Origin of the sequence: Alcanivorax sp. HI0007, from assembly GCF_001635525.1 — a bacterium.
Classification (GTDB): Bacteria; Pseudomonadota; Gammaproteobacteria; order Pseudomonadales; family Alcanivoracaceae; genus Alcanivorax.
Genome location: NZ_LWEJ01000256.1, coordinates 1 through 25245 on the forward strand (window position 1 = coordinate 1; position 25245 = coordinate 25245).

The 25245-nt window shown below is 59.6% G+C and carries 23 protein-coding genes and 2 pseudogenes; 4 read left to right on the forward strand and 21 right to left on the reverse strand.

Going from position 1 to position 25245, the window contains the following annotated elements; all coding sequences use genetic code 11:
* The 8 genes and pseudogenes from A3714_RS14385 to A3714_RS14420 form a co-directional block, all read right to left on the reverse strand.
* Positions 1-211, reverse strand: a pseudogene (locus A3714_RS14385) (aminodeoxychorismate lyase); the annotation flags it as partial.
* Complete coding sequence (gene fabF, locus A3714_RS14390) at positions 211-1449, reverse strand: beta-ketoacyl-ACP synthase II (protein WP_197463427.1); 1239 nt, start codon at positions 1447-1449, stop codon at positions 211-213. The pseudogene A3714_RS14385 and the gene fabF, both read right to left, overlap by 1 nt.
* A gap of 236 nt (positions 1450-1685) precedes the next feature.
* Positions 1686-1919 (reverse strand): acyl carrier protein, encoded by a 234-nt coding sequence (acpP, locus tag A3714_RS14395; RefSeq protein ID WP_035233967.1) that lies wholly within the window; start codon positions 1917-1919, stop codon positions 1686-1688.
* Positions 1920-2105: 186 nt separating this feature from the next.
* Positions 2106-2837 (reverse strand): 3-oxoacyl-ACP reductase FabG, encoded by a 732-nt coding sequence (gene fabG, locus A3714_RS14400; protein ID WP_063508350.1) that lies wholly within the window; start codon positions 2835-2837, stop codon positions 2106-2108.
* 2 nt (positions 2838-2839) lie between these two features.
* Positions 2840-3769 carry an ACP S-malonyltransferase gene (fabD, locus tag A3714_RS14405; protein ID WP_063508349.1) on the reverse strand — a complete coding sequence of 310 codons (930 nt, stop codon included), beginning with the start codon at positions 3767-3769 and terminating at the stop codon, positions 2840-2842.
* Positions 3770-3859: 90 nt separating this feature from the next.
* Positions 3860-4885, reverse strand: a complete 1026-nt coding sequence (gene plsX, locus A3714_RS14410; RefSeq protein ID WP_062816567.1) for a phosphate acyltransferase PlsX — start codon at positions 4883-4885, stop codon at positions 3860-3862.
* Between the two features lie 186 nt (positions 4886-5071).
* Positions 5072-5260, reverse strand: coding sequence for a 50S ribosomal protein L32 (gene rpmF / locus A3714_RS14415; protein ID WP_035247326.1), 189 nt, complete (start codon positions 5258-5260; stop codon positions 5072-5074).
* Between the two features lie 33 nt (positions 5261-5293).
* Complete coding sequence (locus A3714_RS14420; RefSeq protein WP_062816566.1) at positions 5294-5809, reverse strand: YceD family protein; 516 nt, start codon at positions 5807-5809, stop codon at positions 5294-5296.
* Between the two features lie 220 nt (positions 5810-6029).
* Between A3714_RS14420 and A3714_RS14425 the strand changes: the two genes are divergently transcribed.
* Positions 6030-6620, forward strand: a complete 591-nt coding sequence (locus A3714_RS14425) for a nucleoside triphosphate pyrophosphatase (protein WP_062816565.1) — start codon at positions 6030-6032, stop codon at positions 6618-6620.
* Positions 6621-6681: 61 nt separating this feature from the next.
* Here A3714_RS14425 and sppA read toward each other — a convergent pair whose 3' ends face one another.
* From sppA to A3714_RS14440, 3 genes are read right to left on the reverse strand one after another with little or no spacing between them, the layout of a single operon-like run.
* Positions 6682-7656 carry a signal peptide peptidase SppA gene (gene sppA, locus A3714_RS14430; protein ID WP_062816564.1) on the reverse strand — a complete coding sequence of 325 codons (975 nt, stop codon included), beginning with the start codon at positions 7654-7656 and terminating at the stop codon, positions 6682-6684.
* Positions 7657-8334, reverse strand: coding sequence for an HAD-IA family hydrolase (locus A3714_RS14435; protein WP_062816563.1), 678 nt, complete (start codon positions 8332-8334; stop codon positions 7657-7659).
* The gene (locus tag A3714_RS14440; protein WP_063508348.1) at positions 8331-9284 is read right to left on the reverse strand and encodes an RluA family pseudouridine synthase; all 954 of its coding nucleotides are present in this window, start codon (positions 9282-9284) and stop codon (positions 8331-8333) included. Before A3714_RS14440 ends, A3714_RS14435 begins: the two co-directional genes overlap by 4 nt.
* Positions 9285-10020: 736 nt before the next feature.
* Here A3714_RS14440 and rne point away from each other — a divergent pair.
* Positions 10021-13275 (forward strand): ribonuclease E, encoded by a 3255-nt coding sequence (gene rne / locus A3714_RS14445; protein WP_082850726.1) that lies wholly within the window; start codon positions 10021-10023, stop codon positions 13273-13275.
* 148 nt (positions 13276-13423) lie between these two features.
* Here rne and murB read toward each other — a convergent pair whose 3' ends face one another.
* The 8 genes from murB to A3714_RS14485 all read right to left on the reverse strand — a co-directional run bounded on the left by murB (position 13424) and on the right by A3714_RS14485 (position 21898).
* A complete protein-coding gene (gene murB / locus A3714_RS14450) occupies positions 13424-14452 on the reverse strand; it encodes a UDP-N-acetylmuramate dehydrogenase (RefSeq protein WP_062816560.1) in 1029 nt (342 codons plus the stop codon).
* On the reverse strand, positions 14449-14922 hold the full coding sequence (locus tag A3714_RS14455) for a low molecular weight protein-tyrosine-phosphatase (RefSeq protein ID WP_197461892.1): 474 nt from the start codon (positions 14920-14922) through the stop codon (positions 14449-14451). Before A3714_RS14455 ends, murB begins: the two co-directional genes overlap by 4 nt.
* Positions 14919-15677 carry a 3-deoxy-manno-octulosonate cytidylyltransferase gene (gene kdsB, locus A3714_RS14460; protein ID WP_062816559.1) on the reverse strand — a complete coding sequence of 253 codons (759 nt, stop codon included), beginning with the start codon at positions 15675-15677 and terminating at the stop codon, positions 14919-14921. The genes A3714_RS14455 and kdsB overlap by 4 nt, the downstream gene beginning before the upstream one ends.
* Before the next feature lie 159 nt (positions 15678-15836).
* Positions 15837-16820, reverse strand: coding sequence for a tetraacyldisaccharide 4'-kinase (gene lpxK, locus A3714_RS14465; protein ID WP_063509673.1), 984 nt, complete (start codon positions 16818-16820; stop codon positions 15837-15839).
* 7 nt (positions 16821-16827) lie between these two features.
* On the reverse strand, positions 16828-18570 hold the full coding sequence (gene msbA / locus A3714_RS14470; protein ID WP_063509674.1) for a lipid A export permease/ATP-binding protein MsbA: 1743 nt from the start codon (positions 18568-18570) through the stop codon (positions 16828-16830).
* Positions 18567-18992 carry a biopolymer transporter ExbD gene (locus tag A3714_RS14475; protein ID WP_062816556.1) on the reverse strand — a complete coding sequence of 142 codons (426 nt, stop codon included), beginning with the start codon at positions 18990-18992 and terminating at the stop codon, positions 18567-18569. Before A3714_RS14475 ends, msbA begins: the two co-directional genes overlap by 4 nt.
* The gene (locus tag A3714_RS14480) at positions 18989-19618 is read right to left on the reverse strand and encodes a MotA/TolQ/ExbB proton channel family protein (RefSeq protein WP_062816555.1); all 630 of its coding nucleotides are present in this window, start codon (positions 19616-19618) and stop codon (positions 18989-18991) included. The genes A3714_RS14475 and A3714_RS14480 overlap by 4 nt, the downstream gene beginning before the upstream one ends.
* Positions 19619-19672: 54 nt before the next feature.
* Positions 19673-21898 carry a DNA internalization-related competence protein ComEC/Rec2 gene (locus A3714_RS14485; RefSeq protein WP_063509675.1) on the reverse strand — a complete coding sequence of 742 codons (2226 nt, stop codon included), beginning with the start codon at positions 21896-21898 and terminating at the stop codon, positions 19673-19675.
* Positions 21899-22097: 199 nt separating this feature from the next.
* On the opposite strand from A3714_RS14485, the gene A3714_RS14490 reads away from it, so the two are divergent.
* Complete coding sequence (locus A3714_RS14490; protein WP_231866126.1) at positions 22098-22763, forward strand: DUF2062 domain-containing protein; 666 nt, start codon at positions 22098-22100, stop codon at positions 22761-22763.
* Here A3714_RS14490 and lolD read toward each other — a convergent pair.
* Both lolD and A3714_RS14500 read right to left on the reverse strand, forming a co-directional pair.
* The gene (gene lolD, locus A3714_RS14495) at positions 22743-23450 is read right to left on the reverse strand and encodes a lipoprotein-releasing ABC transporter ATP-binding protein LolD (protein WP_063509078.1); all 708 of its coding nucleotides are present in this window, start codon (positions 23448-23450) and stop codon (positions 22743-22745) included. The genes A3714_RS14490 and lolD overlap by 21 nt on opposite strands.
* Positions 23443-24678, reverse strand: a complete 1236-nt coding sequence (locus tag A3714_RS14500) for a lipoprotein-releasing ABC transporter permease subunit (protein WP_063509079.1) — start codon at positions 24676-24678, stop codon at positions 23443-23445. Before A3714_RS14500 ends, lolD begins: the two co-directional genes overlap by 8 nt.
* Before the next feature lie 170 nt (positions 24679-24848).
* On the opposite strand from A3714_RS14500, the pseudogene A3714_RS14505 reads away from it, so the two are divergent.
* Positions 24849-25245, forward strand: a pseudogene (locus A3714_RS14505) (hypothetical protein); the annotation flags it as partial.

Sequence of the window (25245 nt, forward strand, 5' to 3'; positions counted from 1 at the left end):
CACCGGGCTCCCCTGCCAGGGCAGCGACGCCTTCCGCAATGGCGGCCTGGTAACGACACTCCGGCAGCACTGGCAACCCCAGCACCCGCGCTCCCTGTTGCAGGCGCCGGTGATGACCCGCCCAGAGAGGAACCCGCCCTTCGGCTGTCACTCTCAGGGTTTCAAACAGACCATCGCCATAGGCCAGTCCGCGGTCACGGGGATCGAGCATCACACCTTCTTGAACAGCAGGGTTCCGTTAGTGCCACCGAAACCGAAGGAATTGGACAGGGCGTAATCGATGTTCCGCTGCTGTGCCTTGTTGGCAACGAGATTCAGATCGCAGCCCTCGTCCGGTTCATGCAGGTTGATGGTGGGCGGTGCGATGGAGTCACGAATGGCAAGGATGGAGAAAATGGCTTCCACCGCCCCGGCCGCGCCCAGCAGGTGACCGACCATGGATTTGGTGGAGCTCACCGCCAGCTTCTCGGCATGGGCACAAAACAGGGATTTGATGGCAGCAATTTCTGCCAGATCGCCCATCTGGGTAGAGGTGCCATGGGCATTGATATAATCCACCTTATCGGCAGAAACCCCGGCGTTGCGCAGGGCATTTTCCATGGCCTTCATGGCCCCGACACCGCCTTCCGCCGGCGCAGTGATGTGATAAGCATCATCACTCATGCCGAAACCCGCCAACTCCGCATAGATGGTCGCACCACGGGCCTTGGCATGTTCGTAGTCTTCCAGCACCACCGCACCCGCGCCGTCGGCCAGCACGAAACCATCCCGCCCCTTGTCCCAGGGACGGCTGGCGCCCTGGGGATCATCATTACGGGTAGACAGTGCCCGGGCAGCCGCAAAGCCCCCCAGGCCCAGCGGCGTGGAGCCTTTTTCGGAACCGCCCGCGACCATCACGTCTGCCTGGCCCAGCATGATCTGCTGGGCGGCAAAACCAATATTGTGCGTACCGGTGGTACAGGCTGTGGTGATGGCCACGTTGGGCCCCTTCATGCCGTACATGATGGCCAGATTCCCGGCAATCATGTTGATGATGGTGCCAGGCACAAAAAACGGCGACAGCTTGCGCGGGCCGGAGTCCAGCATCTTGACGTGATTGTCTTCAATATTGGTCAGACCACCGATACCGGAGCCAAAAGCCGCACCGACCCGGTCACCGTCCTCCTTGTCCATATCCAGGCCCGCGTCACGGATAGCCTGAATCGCCGCCACAAGCCCGTACTGAATGAAGATATCCATCTTGCGGGCATCTTTCGGAGACAGGTAATCCGCAATGTCGAATTCCGGAACCAGCCCGGCAAAACGTGTGGAAAAGGCTTCCGTATCAAAGTGATCGATATTGCGGATACCGCTCTTGCCCGCCTTGATACCTTCCCAGGTGGAAGCCACATCCGCTCCCAGCGGCGTCAACATTCCCAGACCCGTGATCACTACTCGCCGTGACGTCACCCGAATACCTCCATCCATTATTTTTGCGGCAATAGCGACAAGGTTACTACAAAGTGCCGATCTGCTCGTCGCCGTTATGTAAGCAAAATCAACATTCTGGCCTTGCTTGACCAGCCATGGGGCCGTTCATTCTGCCCGGTTTTCATGACAACCGAACGACCTGTTCAGCGGCAACAAAAAAGCCGCAAGTTCTGAGGAACCTTGCGGCTTTCTTGATACTGCCTGAACGACTGAAATCAGCTGTGAGCCTTGATGTAATCCACAGCAGACTGAACGGTGCTGATCTTCTCAGCTTCTTCGTCAGGAATTTCAGTTTCAAACTCTTCTTCCAGGGCCATCACCAGCTCAACGGTGTCCAGGGAGTCGGCACCCAGATCTTCAACGAAGGACGCTTCTGATTTTACGTCTTCCGGCTTAACACCCAGTTGTTCAACGATGATTTTCTGTACGCGTTCTTCGATGCTGCTCATGATCCTATAACTCTCCTGATTAATGGTGTGCTAGCACCTGTCAGCGGCTATTCTAGGTGAACGCTGTTTGCGCTTGCAACCCAACCGAGCCAGTGCTGCAACTTCAAGTTTTTCCAAATATTTTCTTCTGTAAAAACAGTGTATTAGACCGCTTTTCCAGAAACCCTCCGGTGCCCACTTATTGGGCTATCCGGTAAACATGCCGCCATTGACATGCAAAGTGGTCCCGGTGACGTAACCGCCACCGTCACTGGCAAGCCAGCCAACCGCGCTGGCAATCTCACCGGGTTGCCCCAGACGAGCCAGCGGAATACCCGCCAGAAGTGCGTCCTTCTGCGCCTCTGGCAAGGCCTCCGTCATGTCCGTCTGGATAAAGCCCGGCGCCACGGAATTCACTGTGATGTTACGTGAGCCAAGCTCCCGCGCCAATGCGCGGGTGAAACCTTCTACCCCGCCCTTGGCAGCGGCATAGTTCGCCTGACCCGCGTTCCCCATGGTCCCGACCACGGAGCTGATATTGATAATGCGACCCCAGCGCGCCTTGGTCATACCTTTCAGACAGGCCTTGCTGACCCGGTAGAGGGAATTGAGGTTGGTATCGATGACATCTTCCCACTCGTCATCTTTCATGCGCAGCATGATGTTGTCGCGGGTAATGCCCGCATTGTTCACCAATACCAGCGGTGCACCAAACTCATCATTGATGCTCTTTACTGTGCTGGCAACAGACTCCTTGTCAGTCACGTTCAGCACCTTGCCGGCGCCATTGGCTCCCAGTGCATCACCGATGGCGGCAGCGCCCTTTTCCGAGGTGGCGGTACCAACCACGAAAAAACCGTCTGCGACCAGCTGTTCGGCGATGGCACGGCCGATGCCTCGGCTGGCGCCAGTGACCAGCGCGATTTTCTTTTCTGACATCCTTATTCTCCTTTCAGAGCAGCCTCGAAGGCCTCTCCGTTTTCCAGCGGCCGGGCAGCAATGTCCCGGTCAATCCGTTTGATCAGACCACTGAGCACCTTGCCGGGACCACATTCATAAACGTGGCTCACACCCTGCTCTTTCAACGCCTGAATGGTTTCCACCCAACGTACTGGCGAATAGAGCTGGCGGATCAGCGCGTCACGGATCTGCTCCGGCGCGGTTTCCATGGCCACATCCACATTATTGATCACGGGCATTTCCGCAGCATGAAAATTGGTGGCATTGAGCGTTTCGGCCAGCTTGTCCGCCGCCGGTTTCATCAACGCACAGTGGGACGGCACACTGACCGGCAGAGGCATGGCACGCTTGGCACCCGCTTCCTTGCAGGCGAAGATGGCGCGCTCCACGGCTGCTGCGGAGCCGGCGATCACTACCTGACCGGGCGCATTGAAGTTTACCGCTTCCACCACGTCACCTTCCGCCGCCTGGGCACAGGCCGCACGCACCTGTTCATCATCCAGACCCAGCACCGCCGCCATCTTGCCTTCTCCTTCGGCCACGGCCTGCTGCATCAGCTGTCCACGGGTACGGACCAGACGTACGGCATCACCCAGGTTGATCACACCCGCACAGGTCAACGCGGTGTACTCACCCAGGCTGTGGCCGGCAAGCAGATTCGGGCGCGGACCGCCGCTCTGTTCCCAAAGCCGCCACAGGGCCACCCCGGCAGTGAGCAACAGGGGCTGGGTATTTTCGGTCTGGTTCAGGGCGTCCTGGGGGCCCTCCTGGCAGAGAGCCCAGATATCCAGGCCAAGGGCGCCGGAGGCTTCCTGGAAGGTCTGCTTTACCGCCGGGCGGTCGGCAAAGTCAGCAAGCATGCCAAGGCTCTGGGAGCCCTGACCGGGAAAAATAAAAGCAGTTTTGGACATTCACTATCCCCTTGAAAGTGCAGGTCGCAGTATGCCGGCTTTGCCGTTAGCTGTCCGGCTCACCCTGCAACAAAGTATTAATGTACTGTTTCAGGCGTCGGTGCCGCTGCTCGCAGGTGCCAGGGCATCGCGGATCAGCGCCGGCACATTGCGGCGCGCTTCCACTTCGGCCACTTCCAGGGCGCTGGTGAAGCCTTCCACCGTGGTACCGCCATGGCTTTTCACCACCACGCCGCGCAGGCCAACCAGGCTGGCGCCATTGTAACGGTCCGGGTCCATGCGCGATTTCAAGCCACGGAACACCGGCAGTGCCAGCAAGGCGGAAAGCTTGCGCAACCAGGAACGCTCCGCTTCCTCGCGGATCATGTTCTTGAGCATCTTGGCCACGCCTTCCATGGTCTTGAGCGACACATTGCCCACAAAACCGTCGCAGACCACCACGTCGGCCTCACCGGCGAAGATGCCATCCCCTTCAATAAAGCCGGCGTAATTGATGTTTGGCGCATCCCGCAACAGCGCAGCGGCGTCCTTGATCTGCTCGTTGCCCTTGATATCTTCCTCACCGATATTGAGCAGGGCCACCCGGGGATGGCGTACCCCATCCACCGCATTGACCAGGGCTTGTCCCATGAGGGCAAACTGCAACAGGTGCTCTGGCTCGGAATCCACATTGGCGCCCAGGTCCAGCATATGACAGTGACCGGAGACAGTGGGAATGGCGGTGCAGATGGCGGGTCGATCCACCCCGGGGAGGGTTTTCAGTACAAAGCGGCTCACGGCCATGAGTGCGCCGGTATTACCGGCACTGATCGCCGCCTGGGCACGCCCTTCCTTGACCATGTTGATGGCCACCCGCATGGAAGAGTCTTTTTTCTGGCGCAGGGCCACGGCCACCGGATCATCCATGGCCACCAGTTCGCTGGCAGGCTGGACCGTCACCCGGGGATGGCCATCAAGGCCGGCCTTTTTGATGGCGTCAGCCAGCGGTTCCGGCTGGCCAACGAGAATAATGTGCAGATGTTCCTGGCGGGAAAGCATTGTTGCCACAGCAGGCACTGTCACGGCCAGACCGTGATCTCCCCCCATGGCATCCACCGCCAACGTCACAACCGACATGGGCTGTTTCCTTGTTATCAATTCAGCGGCGGACATTCTGACAAATTTCCGCCCATGGAAACATGGTGACTTCTTATTCGCTTACAAAAATGACCACTTACAAAAAATCCTCCCGAAGGAGGATTTCATGGTGCCTTTACAGGTGCAGGCACACAGCAAAACGGGAGCCCCTGGCTCCCGCGTCACTTATTCGTCGTCGGTCTCAACCTGACGAATCACCTGGCGGCCACGGTACATGCCGTCCGGAGAAATGTGGTGACGACGGTGAACTTCACCGGTGTTGGTATCTTCGGTCAGCGCGGCAGAAGTCAGCGCGTCGTGAGAACGGCGCATGCCGCGCTTGGAACGGGTTTTACGGTTCTTCTGAACAGCCATTTCGAACTCCTCGGGCGTTTATTCAGCCTGAATTTACTTGCCTTGACCTTTTAATTTGGCCAGCACGGCAAAAGGGTTATCCGCGTTTTCCTGTTTCTCAGGTTTACCGCTCTCGTGCGGTAAAGCTGTCGGGCAAGAGTCATGCAGTGCCACCAACGGCATGGCCAGCAACAATTCCTCTTCAAGCAGATCGGTGAGCACCATGGGCTCCTCACCAACCAGCCAGGGGTCCAGTCGCTCCGGCAACGCCTTGGCCTGATCCTCATTCCATACCAGCGCCACATTGATGGTCGCCTGTACGTCACAGGTCACTGGCTCCAGGCAGCGCTGGCATGGCAGCACCAGTTTCGTGCTAACCTCGCCCTCGATACGCCGATGCCCCTCTTCATCACGACCGAACGCCAGTGATATTGCTACCGGCTGGTCCAGACTTTCGTGGTATTCCTGCAGGCGAGGCAGGTCTCCAACGGTGAGCTGGCCCTCAACGACGCGACCCTGATCCGCGTATTTGCGGGGATCGAGGAACTGTGGCAGTTGCCCTGAAAACATAAGCGCGCAATTCTAGGGCCGCAAGGCCCGCCTGTCAAAGTTAATGTGGTCAGCTAAGCTACTGACGTGAAAAGAGTTTTTTGTAACCGGCAAAAAGATTACCGGTCTGGAGGCAGAAATCCGGCCCAGGCAGGTCATTTTACCCGGTTTAACGGCCTACAGCCCTTCTTCCATCCCGGGAAAATCACTACACTCTGCCGCGCCTGAAGCGGAGATTATCATGACCGACACCCCTGCCCTGTTACTTGCCTCATCCTCACCTTTCCGTCGCCAGTTATTGGACAAGTTAGGTGTGGATTTTATCCACCAGAGCCCGGATATCGATGAATCCCCCCTGGCGGGCGAATCTCCCCGTGAAATGGTGATGCGCCTGGCCCTGAACAAGGCCTCGGCCCTGGCCGGTGACCACCCGAATACACTGATTATCGGTTCTGACCAGGTCGCCGTGATCGGCGATCAGGTGCTGGGCAAACCCGGCACACGGGAAAAGGCCATCGATCAGCTCACGTCAGCCAGCGGCCAGAGGGTCACTTTTCTTACCGGCCTGTGTCTGCTCAATACCGCCACCGGACGAAGCCAGGTAGCCTGCGACCCTTTTCACGTGCAGTTTCGCACTCTGCGCCCGGAACAGATCGAGCGCTATGTGGACGCAGAACAGCCTCTCAATTGCGCCGGCAGCTTCAAATCCGAGGGACTGGGCATCGTCCTGTTCAAGGCAATGGAAGGCCGCGACCCCAATACCCTGGTGGGCCTGCCGTTGATTCTGTTGACGGAATTCCTGGCAGCGGAGGGACTCTCTCTGCCTCTATAAAGGAATGGCGCGGGCTCCGGAGCAATGCGGCCTCCGGAACCCGCTAGCTGGCGGCGCTCTTTCAGCGAATTTCCGGAGCCGCCGACAGGCCCAGCGTCTTGGCGACACCTTCGCCGATGGAAACACCGAAACGACGGACGAACTCTTCCAGGGGCGAGCGGCTGACGCTGTAGTTCACCATCTCTTCCAGATTGACCACATCCCGGGCCACGTCACCGGGGCTTTTCAGGCCATCCACCAACCCCAGATCCAACGCTTTCTCACCGGTCCAGAACAGGCCAGAGAAAATCTCCGGATGGGTATCTGCCTTGAGACGATCGCCTCGGCCATTCTTCACGGCGGTAATAAACTGCTGATGGATCTCATCCAGCATCGTCTGCATATGCTCTCGATCATCCGCGCTGATCGGAGAAAACGGATCCATCACTGCCTTGTTTTCTCCTGCGGTGAGCACACGGCGCTCCACACCCAGCTTGTCCGCAGCTTCCTGGAAACCGAAACCGGCCATAATCACACCGATGGACCCCACGATACTGGCGGGATCCGCATAAATTTCATCCGCGGCAGAGGCAATGTAATAGGCGCCAGAAGCACCGAGATCGGTAATGGCGGCGTACACCTTCTTCTCCGGGTACTCGGCACGCAGCCGCTTGATCGCGTTGTAAACCTGGTTGGACTGCACCGGGGAGCCGCCCGGGCTATTGATCTTGAGGACGATGGCTTTGGCGTTTTCCGCTTCGAAAGCCCGCGTCAGGCCGGAGACAATCATATCCGCACTGGCATCCTGATCCGGGGCAATCACGCCGGAGACGTTAACGAACCCCACATGCTCCTCGGTGACTGTCATGCTTTCCCCGGTTTTGCCCGGCAACATGACGAAAAGCAGCACGAAAAGGTAAACGAAAGTGAGAATCTTGAAGAAAATACCCCAGCGACGGGATTTGCGGTGCTCGTCCTGGGCCTGGCCCAGCAATTTCTCGATGAGTTTCCACTCTCGCTCATTCCCGGGACGGGAAGATGGGGACTGATTTTCCATTTACAGACTCTCCGTAACCAGTTCAGTGGCTGCCAAACCCAGTACAGGCAGCAGATGGTGCAATCTATCAATGACAGCCAGAGGCTCACAAGGCAATAGCTTCTCCACCGGGTGGGCACCGTAACTGACCGCAACACGATCAACACCGGCGGCACGAGCCATCTCCAGATCAAACGTGGTGTCACCCACAACAATCGCCCTCTGTGCCGGCACCGCCAGCTCTTCGAGCAACTCCAGCACCATGGCGGGATGTGGCTTGGAATGACTTTCATCGGCGCAACGGGAGGCATGGAAGTAACGATCCAGCCCGGTATTGCCCCATACCCGCTGCAACCCCTTGCGGCTTTTGCCTGTGGCGACCGCCAGCTTCAGCCCGGTATCCCGCAGTTCGGTCAATAACGATTCGGCACCGGGATAGAGCGCGCTGGGGGTCGCCTCTGCGGCAATAAAGTGGAATGCATAGCGCTCGCGCATGGATTCGATGCCACCGCCGTCCAGCACCGGGTACAGGGTCCCGATTGCCTCCGGCAGCCCCAGTCCGATAATGCTGCGCACCACTTCATCGGGCAGTGAAGGCAACCCCAGATCCCCCGCCGCAAGCTGCATACAGCTGACGATACGCCCGGTGGAGTCCATCACCGTGCCATCCCAGTCAAAGATCACCAGATCATAATTCACCGGGCACCTCGCAGGGCGGTCAGGATGGCCTCGAAATCCTCATCCAGCGGCGCGGTGAGGGAAACCGTCTTGCCGGTATTCGGGTGAGGAAAAACCAGGGTCCGGGCATGCAGGCACAGCCGTTTGTGACCGATGCTGGCCAGCAACGCGGCGCCTTTGTCCGTGCCGTATTTGTCATCCCCCAGCAGAGGGAACCCGCCAAACTGGCTGTGCACGCGAATCTGGTGTGTGCGCCCGGTTTCCAGGGTGGCTTCTACCAACTGTGCGTCCGCCAGCCGCTCCAGCATGCGAAAATGGGTCACCGAGGCTTTGCCTTCCCGGGACACCCGGACGATTCGCTCGTTGCCGTTCTGCATTTTCAGCAGAGGCGCCTCCAGGGCCCGCTCCTTGCCCTTGAACCCCTGACAGAGCAGCCAGTAGCGTTTCTCTACCTGACCGGCCTGCATCAGTCGCTGCAGCTTGCGCAGAAAGGCACGCTTGCGGGCCACCATGATCAGGCCGCTGGTATCCCGATCCAGTCGGTGTACCAGTTCCATTTCCTTTTCCTGGGGGTAAATGACCCTCAGGGCCTCAATCAGCCCCAGGCTCACCCCGCTGCCGCCATGCACGGCCAGCCCCGCGGGCTTGTTGAAAACGAAAAGCTGGTCATCCTCATAGACGCAGGCACGGCTGAGCCGCTCGGTAAGTCCGCTGCTGACCACCGGTGGCGCCTCGGATTCACTGGTACGGATCGGCGGGATACGCACCACATCGCCACTGGCCAGCCGGGTAGTCTGTTTGGCGCGCCCTTTATTCACCCGCACTTCCCCGGAGCGGATAATCCGATAGACACGGGATTTGGGCACCCCTTTGAGGTGGGTGAAGAGGAAATTGTCCAGGCGTTGACCGTGACGGCCTTCGTCGATGGTCACGAAGCTGACACGATCCGCTGCGGGGGTCTCGTCTGACATGGCGGCGATTCTATAGAAAAGCAGTTAATAGTGAACAGTTAACAGTGAATAGTTGCGCGCAAAAGTGCATTCTCACCTAAAATGCCGCCAGCTCGCGCCCAACTCCCAAGCGCGCGCATACACCTATCAACAACACAGAATCGATACTGTAAAGCTATTAACTGTTAACGATTAACTATTCACTGCCCCCTTCCTATCTGATTGATCCCCCTTGGCTTTTGCTGCTATAGTCAAGCGTCGACCTGAATATAGGCGACGGCGACGCGCAGCGAACATTCGCCGTCCGGCCCGCTCCGGCATAGCCGAGAAGACAGAGCCCGCCTCAGGTTTACAACAAGCGTTATCGCCCATTCGCAGAATGCAGTGTGGGCAAACGCTGCAGATGAACCCATTTAAACAGCGTCCGATGACGGACCCTGAACATTAACGATGGTGGCTGCAGCGCCGGTCAAACGACCTGGAAAACAGACAGACAAGAGTTTACACATTGCTGTGTGACGCTAACCACGGCAATCGCGTGAAGCATTATAGACTGGCCACTTGCCAGTACGATTACGCACTAAACATTGCACACAACTCGGAGAGCCGCTGACTCAGGCACAATCATCACCCAGGAAAGCGATTAAACACGCCCAGCGTGCGCCCTGCCCGTGACAAGCCTGCCAGCACTCCCCCTGGTCTGCTACCGGTTACATTCCGGCCCTGCCTCATGCCACCACAACCTTGTGGTAGCACCATGAAACGTATGCTTATTAACGCCACTCACCCTGAAGAGGTTCGGGTGGCACTGGTCGACGGCCAACGGCTGTATGACCTGGATATCGAACACAGAACCCGCGAACAGAAAAAGGCCAACATCTACAAAGGCAAGATCACCCGGGTAGAACCCTCCCTGGAAGCCGCCTTCGTGGACTTCGGCGCTGAACGCCACGGTTTTCTCCCTCTCAAGGAAATTTCCCGCCAGTACTTCCAGAAAGACCCGAAAGATATCCAGGGTCGCATCAACATCAAGGAAGTCATCAAGGAAGGCCAGGAAGTCATTATCCAGGTGGCCAAGGAAGAGCGCGGCAATAAAGGCGCCGCCCTCACCACCTTCATCAGCCTGGCCGGCCGCTATCTGGTACTGATGCCCAACAACCCCCGGGCCGGCGGTATTTCCCGTCGCATTGAGGGTGAGGAACGCCAGCAGCTCAAGGAAGCCCTGGGCGCGCTGACCATCCCCGATGAAATGGGGGTCATTGTTCGCACCGCAGGGCTGGGCCGTAGCGCCGAAGAACTGCAGTGGGACCTGAACTACCTGCTGAAGCTGTGGAATTCCATTGATGATGCCTCCCGGGAACGCAAGGCGCCCTTCCTGATCTACCAGGAATCCAACGTCATCATCCGCGCCATTCGCGATTATCTGCGCAAGGACATTGGCGAAGTCCTGATCGACTCCAAAAAAGTCTACGACGAGGCCCAGGGCTTCGTGCAGCAGGTCATGCAGGACTTCCAGCACAAGATCAAGCTGTACAGCGATGAGACCCCGCTCTTTTCCCGCTTCCAGATCGAATCCCAGATCGAGACCGCCTTCGAGCGTGAAGTGAAACTGCCGTCCGGCGGTTCCATTGTTATCGATCCCACCGAAGCGCTGGTATCCATCGATATCAACTCCTCCCGGGCCACCAAGGGCGCGGACATCGAGGAAACCGCCCTGAACACCAACCTGGAAGCGGCGGATGAAATCGCCCGCCAGTTGCGCCTGCGTGATATCGGCGGCCTGATCGTGGTGGACTTCATCGACATGGGCCCGGCACGCAACCAGCGGGATGTGGAAAACCGCATGCGCGATGCCCTGGAGGCTGACCGGGCCCGTATCCAGCTGGGTCGCATCTCGCGCTTTGGCCTGCTTGAGCTGTCCCGACAGCGGCTGCGGCCGAGCCTGGGTGAAACCTCCAGCATTGTCTGCCCGCGCTGTAACGGACAGGGCCATATCCGTGACGTGAAATCCCTGGCGCTGAGCATCCTTCGCCTGATCGAAGAAGAGGTCATGAAGGAGCGCACCGGCGAGATACAGGCCCAGGTACCGGTGGCCGTGGCCACCTACCTGTTGAACGAAAAACGCGAACCCCTGCGCGCCATTGAAGATGCGCATAACGTGCGTGTGGTCATCATCCCCAACCAGAATCTGGAAACCCCGCATTTCGAGGTGGAACGGATTCGCGATGACCAGACCACCGCCCAGCCAAGCCATGAGATGGAGCTGCTGGAAGGAAACAAGGATGCGGATATCGCTTCCGCCCAGGATACGGAAATCAAGACCCAGGAGCCGGCGGTCAAACTGATGGCACCGGATACCGCCCCGCCAGCGCCGAAGCCGGCTCCGGCACCGGCGGCTACCGCAAAAGAAAATCTGGGTATCCTGGCCCGCTTCTTCACCTGGCTGGCGCAGATCTTTACCAGCGAGCCCAAGCCGGCCAAGGTCAAGAAACCCCAGCCCCAGGGCAAGGGTAACCCGCGCCAGCAACACTCCCGCGGCGGTCGCGGCGGCAACAACCGTAACCGTAACGACAACCGAAACAAGCAGGATGCTGGCAAGAGCGGCGGCAAGGGTGGCGACAGTGATAATCGCAATCCGCGCAACAAACGCCAGAACGACAAGGACGGGGGCAATCGCAAGAACGATAACCGCCAGTCGGACAACCGTTCCGCAGACCGCTCCGGCGACAACAAGGACGACAATCGCAACGAACGTCGCGGCCGTAACGACAACCGTCGTAACCGCAACGACAACCGTGGCGGCGACAACCGTAACGACGGTCGTAACAATGAAGGCCGCAATGACAACAAGGGCGACAAGAGCGACGGCGGCAACAAGCCACGCAGCAAGAAGCCCCAGCAGCAGGACAACACCGAAGGCAGCAGTGACAGCAAGGGGCCCAAGGCACCCCGTCGCAACGATGCCAAGGATGACCGTCCCCTGCGCGAACGCCAGCGCCCTGCAAAAACTGCAGCCAGTGGCGACAAGCCTGCTGGCGATCAGAAGCCCCAGCAGGCTCAACCGGCCCGCAACGTAAAGCAGGGCGACAAGCCGCAACCGACCCGCTCCCCTGCCCCGGCAGCAGAGCAGGACGATGAAGGCCATCCGCCGGCGAAGCTGGTTCCGGCACAGGAACCCACTGCCAGTGCGCAGCCTCAGGCAGCCAGCAAGGTGGAGAAAACGGAGAAAGCCGAAAGTGAACGCGCGGCCAAGCCGGCACAGCCTCAGGAAACGACCAAAACCGAAAAGGTAGAGACAGACGCCGAGGCACAACCCGCTGAGCAAGCTGCCGCCCCGGCTCCGGTTGCGGAAAAGCCGCAAGCAGACACCCAGCCCAAGCAGCCGGTAAACGCCGAGCCGCCAGTGAAGGCTGAAGCGAAACCGCACGCTGAAGCGCCCGAGAAACCGGCCGAAAAACCGGTAGCGCCCGCGCCTACTGCGGAGAAACCTGCCCAGGAAGCGGAAGCGTCCCAGGCCGAAACGCCGAAAGCGGCCGCGCCCAACGCTGAGCAGCCCGCCGCTGCACCGCAACCGGCTGCTGCCAAAGCCCCTGAGCAAGCTGCGCCACAAGCCCAGGACGTGACCAAAGCAGAAACGCCTGACCAGGCGCCCGCTGCAGAGGCCCCGGTTCAGGCGGAAGACAAGCCTGCCGCCAGCGAACCGGTGGCAGAAAAGAGCCCGGCCGAAGGCGATACGACGGTCCGCGCCAGCAATGATCCGCGCCAACCGGGCTACCAGCGCACTGCGCCGGCTCCCCGTGAAGCGGAGAAGCCGAAGGCGGCCCCCGAGCCGGAAGCCAATGCGCTCCCCAGCCGGGCCACCGAGGTGAAAGCGGTACGCGCCGAAGCCAAGCCCGCCGCCGCAGAAATGGGCCGGGCCAGCAATGACCCGCGCCAGCGTCGTCGGCAGCAACAGGCCGAAGCGGCCGCCGCCGCCAAAGCCGCAGAAGAGGATGCTTCCTCGGAATCCTGAGGTAAGCTGACTCTTCACCATAAAAAAGCCCCGCTCTTTTGAGCGGGGCTTTTTTTATGGGTGCTTTCCAAAACGTAGGGTGCACTGAGCCTAAGGCGAACTCTTCGCGCTCAAGCACGCATACTCTCTCGTTCGTACAGCTCCGCTATTACGGCAGCAGGACCGGCTCCTGCTCCAGGCTGACGCCGAAGCGCTCCCACACATCACGACGCACGGCAGAGGCCAGTGCCAGCACATCATCGCTGGTCGCGCCGCCATGGTTGACCAGCACCAGGGCTTGCTCAATATGCATACCCACGGGACCCAACCTGCGGCCCTTCCAACCGGCCTGTTCGATCAGCCAACCGGCAGCCAGCTTGATGCCCTCGGGCTGCTCATAACCCACCAGGCCCGGGAAGCTCTTTTTCAGTTGCCCCGCCTTGCTGGCAGTGACCACCGGATTTTTGAAGAAGCTGCCCGCATTGGCCAGTACCGCCGGGTCAGGCAATTTACTCTGACGCACGGCAATCACTCGCTCGCGCACGGACGCCGGCGATATTTCGTCACTGGGTAAATGGCCGAAGTATTCTTTCAGGGGACCATAACTCACATTACAGGCGGGTATCTTGTTGAGGCGCAGCTCGATGCCGGTAATCACATAACGGCCGCGATCACGGCTTTTGAAACGGCTGTCACGGTAGGCGAACGCACATTCTTCGGCAGCAAAGTGAGTCACCCGACCGGTTGCCACTTCCATGACGGTCACCTGCTCCAGCACTTGCGACAGCTCTACCCCATACGCGCCGATATTCTGGAAGGGTGCCGCCCCGGCGGTGCCGGGAATCAGTGACAGGTTTTCCAGTCCCTGCCAGCCCTGCTCCACCGTCCAGCCCACCAGGTCATCCCAGTGCACTCCGGCACCGGCAGCGACCCAGACACAGTGTTCATCCTCTTTTACCCTGGCCATACCGTCCATGGCCGGACACAGGGTCAGACCGGGCAAATCATTCTGGATCACCAGATTGCTGCCTTCACCGATTACGTGTAACGGCTGTGATGGATCCCGCGTTGCCAGCACCTGCTCCAGGGCATCCAGCGTGGCTGGCCGGGCCAGACGTCGGGCCCGGGCAGGCAGGCGCAGGGTGTTCAGTGCACTCAGATCCGCATCCGTTTCTATCAGTGCCGGCGGCAGGCTCATAGCCGCTCCCGCAACGCGTCCAGCAGACCGTCGGCACCGCCCTCAATCAGGTCCAGTACACGGTCGAAACCGTCCTCGCCGCCATAGTAGGGATCCGGTACCTCTTTCACTGACGCGGCGGTGGAGTAATCCAGAAACCGGCCCAGCGTCACATTCACATCCGCTGGCTGCATGGCTTGCAGATCCGCCAGATTGGTATTGTCCATGGCCAATACCACATCAAATTCATAGAAGTCCTGCGGGCTCACCTGCCGAGCACGCAGGGTATCCATCTGATAACCGCGGCGGGCCGCCGCTTCCCGGGTGCGGGGATCCGGGGCACGACCGATATGCCAGTCACCAGTACCGGCGCTGTCGATACGGATATGCGCTTCCAGGCCAGCGGCGATCACCCGCTCGCGAAAGACCGCTTCAGCAGTCGGCGAACGGCAGATATTACCCAGACAGACGAACAGGACGGACACCGTCATACCTGCCCTCCCAGTTGTTTTCGCAGGCGCTCCAGATCTGCCGGGGTATCCACCCCGCCGGGTACGACCTCAGTGGCTGGCGCCACATGGATCGCCACGCCGTTGGCCATGGCTCGCAGCTGCTCCAGGGATTCCAGTTGTTCCAGCTGGGCCGGCGGCCACTGGACATATTGGTGAAGGAAAGACACCCGATAGGCATAGATGCCGATGTGCCGCCACCACTGGCCATCGCGGATATCCCTGCCACCCTCCGCAAAGCCATCGCGATGCCAGGGGATCGGCGCACGGGAAAAATACAGGGCTCGACCCTGGTCATCGAACACCACTTTCACCACATTGGGGTTGAACAGAGAGTCCGCATCATCGATGGGCTCACACAGAGTGGCCATCTGGCAGGAAGGATTGGCGGCCAGGTTGGCGGCTACCTGGTTAATCACCGACGGCGGAATCAACGGCTCATCGCCCTGCACATTGACGATAATATCGTCATCGGCCAATCCCAGTGTGGCGGCCACTTCCTGAAGACGATCGGTGCCCGAAGGATGGTCCTCCCGGGTCATCACCACCGGCACCTGTCCGTCCAGGGCAGCCGCAATGCGGCTGTCATCGGTGGCCACATAGACCTGCCCCGCCTCACTCTGCTGGCAGCGCTCGGCGACTCGTACCACCATGGGTTTGCCGGCAATATCCGCCAGCGGTTTACCCGGTAGGCGGGTTGATGCGTACCGGGCAGGCACCACCACATAAAAACTCATCAGAAAACCTCATTCAGTAAAGCTTCAAGCTACAAGCCGCAAGCTACAACGCGAGCAAAGGATTGTTGAAACACATGAGCCGCGACCAGCGATCAAGCGCGACCAGCGCCGCTCACAATAAAACAAAGCCTATTCCTCGTTGAAGCTTGTAGCTTGCAGCTATTCCTTTCCCAGCGCCCGGTCCAGCATCTGCTCCAGCAACCCCTCAGGCAAACTGGCTGTCACCGGCAGGTACCACCAGTGAGGCTCTGCGAAAGGAGCGCATTTGACCGCATCCTTCTCCGTCATGAGTACGGGCAGCCCATCAGCAAAAGCCAGATCCGCTGGCTGGAAAGCGTGATGATCGGGGAAGACATGAGGAGTCGTGCCAAGACCCAGCATACTGAGCAGATTGAAAAAGCGCTTGGGGTTGCCAATACCGGCCACCGCATGGACCTGGGGATGCTTGCGCAGGAATGCCCGGGGATCGAGCGTTTCCTCCGTGGCCAGGGAGGTGATGTCTGCAGGTCGCATTATCATGGGGTATGCCCCACTCCAGCCGCCCCCAGTGCTGACCACGAAATCCACCTCCTTGAGGCGAGTGGCCGGCTCGCGCAACGGACCCTCCGGCAAACAGCGTCCATTACCAAGACCACGCTGGCCGTCCACCACAACAATTTCAGCGCTGCGGGGCAAGGCATAGTGCTGCAGACCATCGTCACTGATTACCAGATCCGGGCTGTACTCACGAATCGCCACATCCAGAGCGTTACGGCGGTCCGGGTCCAGAATAACCGGCACCCCGGTGCGACGGGCGATGAGCACCGGCTCGTCCCCCACTTCCAGGGCATTGCTGTCCGCCGTGACCTGGCGGGGATACTGATCCGTCTTGCCTCCGAATCCCCGGGATACCACTGCCACCTTCAATCCACGGGCAACGGCGGCCTGGACCAGGGCGATCACCAACGGGGTCTTGCCGGTACCGCCCACGGTGATATTACCGACGACCAACACCGGCACCGGCGGTAACGGCCTTTGCTTGCGGAACCGTTGCAGCCGGCGCTTGGCTTCCAGTGACACCAGCAGGGAGAGTGGTCTCAGCGGCACCAGCCAGGGGCTGCCCTTGTACCAGCCCTGTTGAATCCATTCGCTCAATGAGCCCATGGCCGACTTACTCCTCGGCAAAATCCATGCGGTACAACTGGGTGTAGAGGCCGTTTCTGTCCAGCAGCTCCTGATGGGAACCCTGCTCGATCAGCTGCCCCTGATCCAGTACCAGAATTCGGTCCGCCTTCTCGATGGTCGACAGGCGGTGGGCGATAACCAGGGTGGTACGGCCCTGCATGACTTGCTCCAGCGCTTGCTGGATGTGGTGCTCGGATTCCGTGTCCAGAGCACTGGTCGCCTCGTCCAGAATCAGGATCGGCGCGTCTTTCAACAGCGCCCGTGCAATGGCAATACGCTGACGCTGCCCTCCCGAAAGCTGAACCCCATCCTGGCCCAGCCGGGTATCAAGCCCCTGCTCCAGCTGCTCAATAAATCGCCAGGCGTGGGCGTCACGGGCGGCCTGCTCGATCGTCGCATCATCCACGCCGCGAAGCTCACCATAGGCGATATTGTTGCGCACCGTATCGTTGAACAGCACCACCCGCTGGCTGACCATGGCAATCTGATGACGCAGATCCGCAAGCTGGATTTCGGGCAGCGGCACACCATCAAGGAGAATACGGCCCTGATCCGGATCGAAGAAACGGGGCAACATGGCACTGATGGTACTTTTCCCTGCCCCGGAACGCCCGACCAGCGCCACGGTTTCACCAGACTTGATAGAGAAGCTCAAATTTCTCAGTACCGGTTCGGCCGGGTCATAACCATAGGTGACGCCGTCAAATTCAATATCCCCCCGTGCCTTGGCTGGCAACACGTAGGTCCCGGCATCTTCTTCCTGTTCGGTATCCAGCAACTCGAACAGGCTGGCGGCGCCGGTGACCCCGCGCTGCACTTTCACATTCACATCCGTAAGCTGCTTGAGCGGCTTCTGGATCATGCCGGCAGCAGCGATATAGGACAGGAAGCCGCCGACGGACAGGTCTTCCCCCATCAGGTTGATATACAGAAACGTGATGGCACCGATCCCCACAGCCACAAACAACTGCACAATCACCGTGCTGGCAATCTTGCTGGCATTGAGCTTCACATTCTGTTTGGCAAAGCTGCGGCTGACGCTATGAAAACGATCGGCTTCCTGTTCCTGGGCACCGAAAATTTTCACCTCACCACTGCCCTCGATAGCTTCGCCGAGAAAGTGGGTGATGTTTGCCATGGAGGACTGGATACGACGGCTGATTTTGCGAAAGCGCTTGCTGGTCACATTCACGACCAGGGCAATCAAGGGCACAACTGCTACCAGAATCAGGGTGAGCTTCCAGTTTTGCCAGAGCAGGAAGGCGGTCAAGCCGATTACCGTCAAGCCTTCGCGAATAATCACGATAATGGCATCGGTGCCGGCACTGGTGACCTGCTGGGCGTCGAAGATGATTTTCGACATGATCCGCCCGGACGCATTGCGGTGATACTCCGACTGGGGCAATCGCAACACATGACCAAACACATCGTTGCGCAGCACATATACCAACTGCTGCGCTACCCAGTTCATGGAGTAGCTGCCCATGAACTGGCCCAGGCCCTGAAAGATCACCAACACCAAGGGCGCGATGGAAACCAGCAGGACCTTGGCATCGGTAGGCTCGACAATGGTTTCACCGAGAAAACCGGCAAGCTGGGCAGCTCCGGCCTGTGTGGCCGCATAAATGGCATAGCCGATCACACTGATAACCAGCATGAACCAGTAGGGCCGAACGTAACTGAGTAGCCGAGTATACGTCGGCAACACGTCCACAGAGGATTGACTCATTGTGCCTCGTTGGGAGATTCGCGAGTAGTGAGCGACAGCTTAACAAAACCCAGCTGCCCGGCCACGTCATAAACGCGAACTACCGACTGATAGGCCACATTGGCATCCGCATAGATTTGCAACGGAAGGTCGGTTTTTTCCTGACCCAGTTTCAGTAGAGCCATGCGCAGCGTCTTGCTGTCACTGGCGGCCAGTTTTTCACCATTGACCAGATAATCGCCGGTAGAGGTGATCGTCACCTCCACCTGTTCGGGAGACTGAGCCAACGGTGCCGCATCAGCCTCCGGCAAGGTGATCGACAACTGGGTCTTGTCATCAAAGGTGGTGGAGACCATGAAGAAAATCAGCAGCAGGAACACCACATCAATCAGGGGCGTCAGATTAACGCTGATCTCCTCCTGGCTGGGCCGGGGAAATTTCACGCCTTGCCTCCCGGTTCCGCCTCGCGATCGCCATGGACCAGATCCACGACATGCACCGCGCTCTGTTCCAGCTCCATGGTGATTTCTTCCACCCGACGTACAAAGAAACGATGGAAGAAAATGGCGGGAATCGCCACCACCAGACCGGCAGCGGTGGTCAGCAGCGCCTGGGAAATACCGCCGGCCAGTTGGGCCGCATCGCCCGTACCATGCATCATGATGGCGGCAAAGACATCAATCATGCCGATCACTGTACCCAGCAAACCCAGCAGCGGCGTAATGGCGGCGATGGACCCCAGGGTGCTGAGAAATTTTTCCAGTTCATGGACCACGATGGTGGCACTCTCCTGGATGCTTTCCTTCATGATGTCACGACCATGACGGGCATTGGCCAGACCGGTGGCCAGAATCCGGCCCAGTGGTGAGCTGTCGCGCAGCTTGACCAGGTTGCCCTCGTTGAGCAGACCCCGCTTGAGCAGTGTCTGCACCTGCGGCAAGGTATCCGCCGGTGCCAGCTTGCTCGGACGCAGTGTCCAGAAACGTTCCACCACGATGGCCAAAGCCACCACCGAACAGATCAAGATCGGGAGCATCATCCAGCCCCCGGACTGCACAAGATCCTGCACCTTTATTTCTCCCCTCACTCACAGCGGCGCCAATAAAGCGCGCCGGGTTAATGGTTACCAGAAACGCCAGGCCGCTGGCCGATGCCAGGGTCTTTCACGATATTGGCGCCATGTTGTTATAAGCGGCACATTATCAGCGGCACCCCAGCGAAACACAATCATGCCATCCCGGTCGGTGCGCAGAACTGTGACACCGGCATTGCCCAGCCGTTGCAGTACCTGTGGATGCGGATGACGAAACCGATTCCGATAACCGGCACTGACCAGGGCATAGGCGGGCCGTAGCTGTCGCAGCAACGCCGCACTGGTACTACCGTTACTGCCATGATGGGGCACGACCAGCAAGTCCGTGGGCGGCAGCTCACCCAACAACCGATACTCGCTCTGCTTACCGATATCACCAGGAATCAACAACGAGCGGTCGGCACCGGCCACATGGAGCACACAACTGGACTCATTGCCCGGCCTGACGCCACGCCGGGGCCACAGCAACGAAAAGGCCACGCCGTCCCATTGCCACTGCTGCCCGGCATTGCAGGGCCGACTGTCCGGCACCCGTGAGGATTCCCCGCTCAGGACCGGTGCCATCCCCGCCAGCGCATCCGCTCCGCCAGCATGGTCATTGTCGCCATGGCTGATAATGATGCGATCCGGTGTCAGCCCCTGGCGGGCCAGCCACGGCACCACAATACGTCTGGCCATACTGTCACCGGGCCAGGATGGCCCGGTATCGTAAATCAGCAGATGCTCCCGGGTGCGAACCGCCAGCGCCAGACCCTGGCCCACATCAAACGCCACCAGCTGCCACTCACCGTCGGGCAATGGCTGCGGGCGCTGGCACAGCCAGGGCAGCAACAATAGCGGCAACAGCCGGCGCGGAAAGGGTAACGAAGGTAACAACAGCACGGTCAAGGCAAGCAGCGCAAAGGCGCCATTGATCGCCGTGGGCAGTGGCAACCGCCAGTGTCCGGTCCAGGCAGCCAGCGCGTCCATCAACCACACCGATAACTCGGTACCGGTGGCCGCCCCCTGCAAAAGCCAGGTCTGCTGAAACAGGCTGCCCAGCAACGCCAGAGGCACCACCAGACAGGTATAGAGGGGAATCAGTACCAGATTGGCCAGCGGTGCGCTTACCGACCATTGCTGGAATAAAATGGCGCCGACCAACGTCATGACCAGCGGCAACAGCACCAGCAAGCGGCGCCCGCCATGGCTGGTCAACAGCACGGCGATGGTCAGTACCGCACCGAACGATAACCACAGGCTCTCGGACAATGCGGACAGGGGAAACAGCAGCAACACCAGCAACAGCGCCATACCAAGGCTCTTCCACAGCGGAACAGCCACGCGGGTACATTGCGCCCCGGCCACCACCGCCAGCATGATCACAGCCCGGACGGTTGGCAGGCTGAAACCGGCCAGGGCGGCATAACCCAGCGCCGCCAGCAACGCGGCCCCCCATGCCAGTTGCTGCAGGGTGAACGCCCCCAACACAGGAAAAAGCCGCTGCAGGAGCGGCCCCAACAACCAACGCCCCAACCACCAGAACCAGCCTGCCACGATGGCAATATGTAGCCCGGAGATAGCCAACAGATGCGCGCCACCGGTTATCTGGAACTGCTGCCACAGTTCAGGGGACAGACGCGACCGGTCGCCCACCACCAATGCCGGCAGAATGGCCCTGCCTGCCGGTGATTCGGCCACCTGCTCCGCCACCCGCTCTGCCCCGCTCTGCCGCCAGCTATCCAGCCCGACCGCTTCATCCAGCACGCGCCATGCCTTTACCGTGCCTCTGGCATCAATGCCGCTGGCCAGATCACGGCGCGCTGCATCCACCCCGGTGGCGTTGTACACCCCTCGGGGCGCTTTCAGTTTCACCGTCAACGCCAACCGCTGGCCAGCCTTCACCCGCACCGGCAGTTCATAGGCATTCGCCCGGATACGATGCCTCCCCGGCCAGGCGGGCGCCGCCCACACATCCAGCGTCAGTGTCTGGCGATAACGCCAGCGACCGAAACGGAACTCCTTGACCGTGGCAGGCAATCCCACCACCTGCCCCTGCACGCTCAGCGTATCCCCCTCCAGGGACTCCGGCAATCTCGCGGCTACCCCACTGTGCAACTGCACCACGCCGTAGCACCACAACAGCGGCAACCATAGCAACCAATGCCTGCCTCGCCGCCAGCCGGTAACGGCCACAACGAACAGCAGCACTGCCGGCCATAGCACGCCCAACCAGCATGCGGATGCCAGCGCTGCCGATAACCCCCACCATCGCATCCCTGCTCCCGTGGATAATCGCCGCCCTCTTCACGCCCGTTGTTTGTATCATGGGATCGGTACATAAAGGCCCGTGAAGGTGTATGCCTTTTTTTCTGATACGGGCATAATAGCCAGCCGCGGGGGTTGGTCAGGTAGGATTCTGGCGCTAATTCATGCCCGCCATGCGCTATCACAACGCATAACAGATGTCGGCGGGGTGTCCCGCCTGCCGGATATCCACCGGGATACCGGCAACATTCGCGGGGGCTCCGGCTACCCGATCACGGTCTGCAGACACGAGTTCATGCCAAAACGGATCTTCCGCAAATACCTGCCCAAACCTGATCGCCTGCGCGAACACAAAGCGTTGAGCTTTTTGGGTGAGGTGTTGTCCGATCCCAACCTCTGGCATATCAACCGGCGCTCTCTGGCCGGTGCGGCTTTTATCGGGGTATTTTCCGCTCTGCTACCCATCCCCCTGCAGATGGGCCTGGCTGCCCTGCTCGCCGTGCGCTTTCACTGCAATCTGCCCCTCTCCGTGGTGCTGGTATGGATTTCCAACCCGGTCACCTATGTGCCGATTTTCTATTTCACCTACCGGATTGGCGCCTGGATACTGGGCATGCCACCCCAGACCGGCGAAGGCATCACCGTGGCCTGGTTTGTGGAGCAGCTGGTGCCGTTGTGGCTGGGATCCATGCTCTGCGCACTGGTGTTTGGCGGGATGGCCTACGCGGCCGTCAAAGTCGCCTGGCGGCTCGCCGTTGTTCGCAGCTGGAACCTGCGCGCCCACCGTCGCGCCAGAGCAATACGACGGGAAGTCCGCAAACAGGAAAAACAGGAAAACAACGAGGACGACGACTCAGTCGAGCCGCCGCAATAGCCCATCATGCAGCTCGTATTGCTGCGGGCAACGGGAGGCAAACTCCCGATCGTGGGTGACGATCATAAACGCAGTACCCAGCGTTTCGTTCAGCTCCAGCATCAGTGACTGCACCTGGGCCGCGGTGCGCTCATCCAGATTCCCCGTGGGTTCGTCCGCCATCACCAGCGCAGGTTCAGTCACCAGGGCCCGGGCAATGGCTACCCGCTGACGCTCACCACCACTCAGTGTTGAGGGTTTGTGCGACAGACGATGATCCAGCCCCACCTTCTTCAGCATCGCTGCCGCCTTCTCCTGGCAGACAGCCGGGCTCTCACCACGAATCAGCAGTGGCATGGCCACGTTTTCCAGCGCGGTGAATTCCGGCAACAGGTGATGGAACTGATAGACGAAGCCCAGATAGCGATTGCGCAGCTTGCCGGTGTCACGATCACTCATGCTGGCCAGAGCATTCCCGGCAATGGAAACGCTACCCCGGGTTGCCCGGTCCAGCCCGCCCAGCAAATTCAGCAAGGTAGACTTGCCCGAGCCGGAGGTACCGATGATCGCCAGGATATCGCCCTGGGTCACGGTCAGATCCACACCACTCAGCACTTCCAGCTCGTTATTGCCTTCCTCGTAGCACTTCACCAGTTTTTCGGCCTGAAGCACGATACCGGTGCCGGCAGCATTGCGGGAATCATTCATAGCGCAGGGCCTCCGCCGGTTGCACCCGGCTGGCACGCCAGGAAGGGTAAAGGGTGGCCGAAAAACTGATTACCAGGGCGATGGAAACGATGGTGATCACATCGGACCACTGCAGCTCCGAGGGAAGGTAGTTAACAAAATAGGCATCAAACAGCCGGGTGTTGAAGGTCCGCTCCACCCATTCGGCAAGATTGCTCACATTGGTGGCCATCAGTACACCGAGACCGGTACCCAGCAGGGTGCCGGCAAAACCAATCACGGTACCCTGCACCATGAAGATACGCATGATGGTCCCCGGCGAGGCTCCCAGGGTTCGCAACACGGCAATATTGGCGCGCTTCTCGGTGACCAGCATTACCTGGCTGGAAATAATATTGAATGCCGCCACCGCCACAATGAAGCTGAGCAACAGCGTCATCATGGTCTTTTCCATCTTGATGGCCTGGAACAGATTGCCGTGACTGCGAGTCCAGTCCCGGGTGTAGTAATTCGGGCCCAGCTCCTGCTGCAACGTCCACCCCATGGCCGGGGCACTGAACAGATCATCCAGCTTCAGCCGCACGCCTTGCACGGTCCCCGCCTGACGGGCCAGCTTGGCGGCATCCTGCACATTGATATAGGCATACAGGGAATCCACTTCCGCCCGCACGCGGAAAATACCGGTGACGGTGAAACGCTTGAAACGGGGCATTACACCGGCAGGGGAAATGGTGGCTTCCGGCAGTACCAGGGTAACCTTGTCTCCCAGTTCCGCCCCCAGACGACGGGCCAGGCCATAGCCGAGCACCATACCAAACTCGCCCGGGGCCAGTTTCTCCAGCTCACCCTGCTCCATGTAGTCACCCACGATGGACACCTTGCGCTCGGCCTGAGGCTCAATGCCGTTGATCATGGCGCCGGCCACATTGCCACGATGGCTGAGCATGCCTTCCAGCTCCACGAAGGGCGCCACCGCGGTAATCTCATCGTGGTGACCCAGCCGATTGGCCAGCGCCTGCCAGTCCTGGACCGGCTCGCGCCCCTGGACGGACAAATGGGTGACCATGCCCAGGATGCGGGTCTGCAATTCCCGGTCGAACCCATTCATAACGGAAAGGACCGTGATCAGTACGGCAACCCCCAGCATCAGACCCAATGCGGAAATCAACGTAATCACGGAGATAAAACTGTTGCGGGCGCGAGCACCGGTGTAGCGCAGCCCCACATAAAAGGATAGTGGTCGAAACATGGAGCGCATTTAACCCGAAACCCGGGACAAATACCACGGGTCTGGAAAACTGCTACATTATGAGTCCTGCTTTGTGAACAACGTCCGCGTTCAGGATCTGGCAAAGTGGTTGAATAAGCGTCCCTAACTTTCTAATATCGAAAGAAAATACATTCTCGCCGGGGGAAGAAATGAAGATAAGAATAATGACGCTGCTGGCCTCTGCAGCGCTGGCCATGCCTGCTGCGGTCGTGGCCGCCGAGGTTCCCCAACGCGGTATGTCTGAAGCACGGGTACGGGCAGACTTCGGTTCACCCTCCTCCGTCCGCGGCCCGGTGGGCTCACCGGCCATTACCCGCTGGAATTATGACGGTTTCACCGTCTACTTCGAAAACGGCATCAGCCTGCATACTGTGGTCGATCGCCCGGCCACCGCCGCACCGGATGTGGTGTCAGGCACCCAGGAATTACCCGCCATTGAGGAAACGACAGCCGAGGCCGAGCAGGAGCCGCAAGCGGCGCCGGAAAGCACCGCCCCGCCCATGTTCGATCCAGTGACAGGCAGCTTTGTCGGTGCGGAAACGAAAG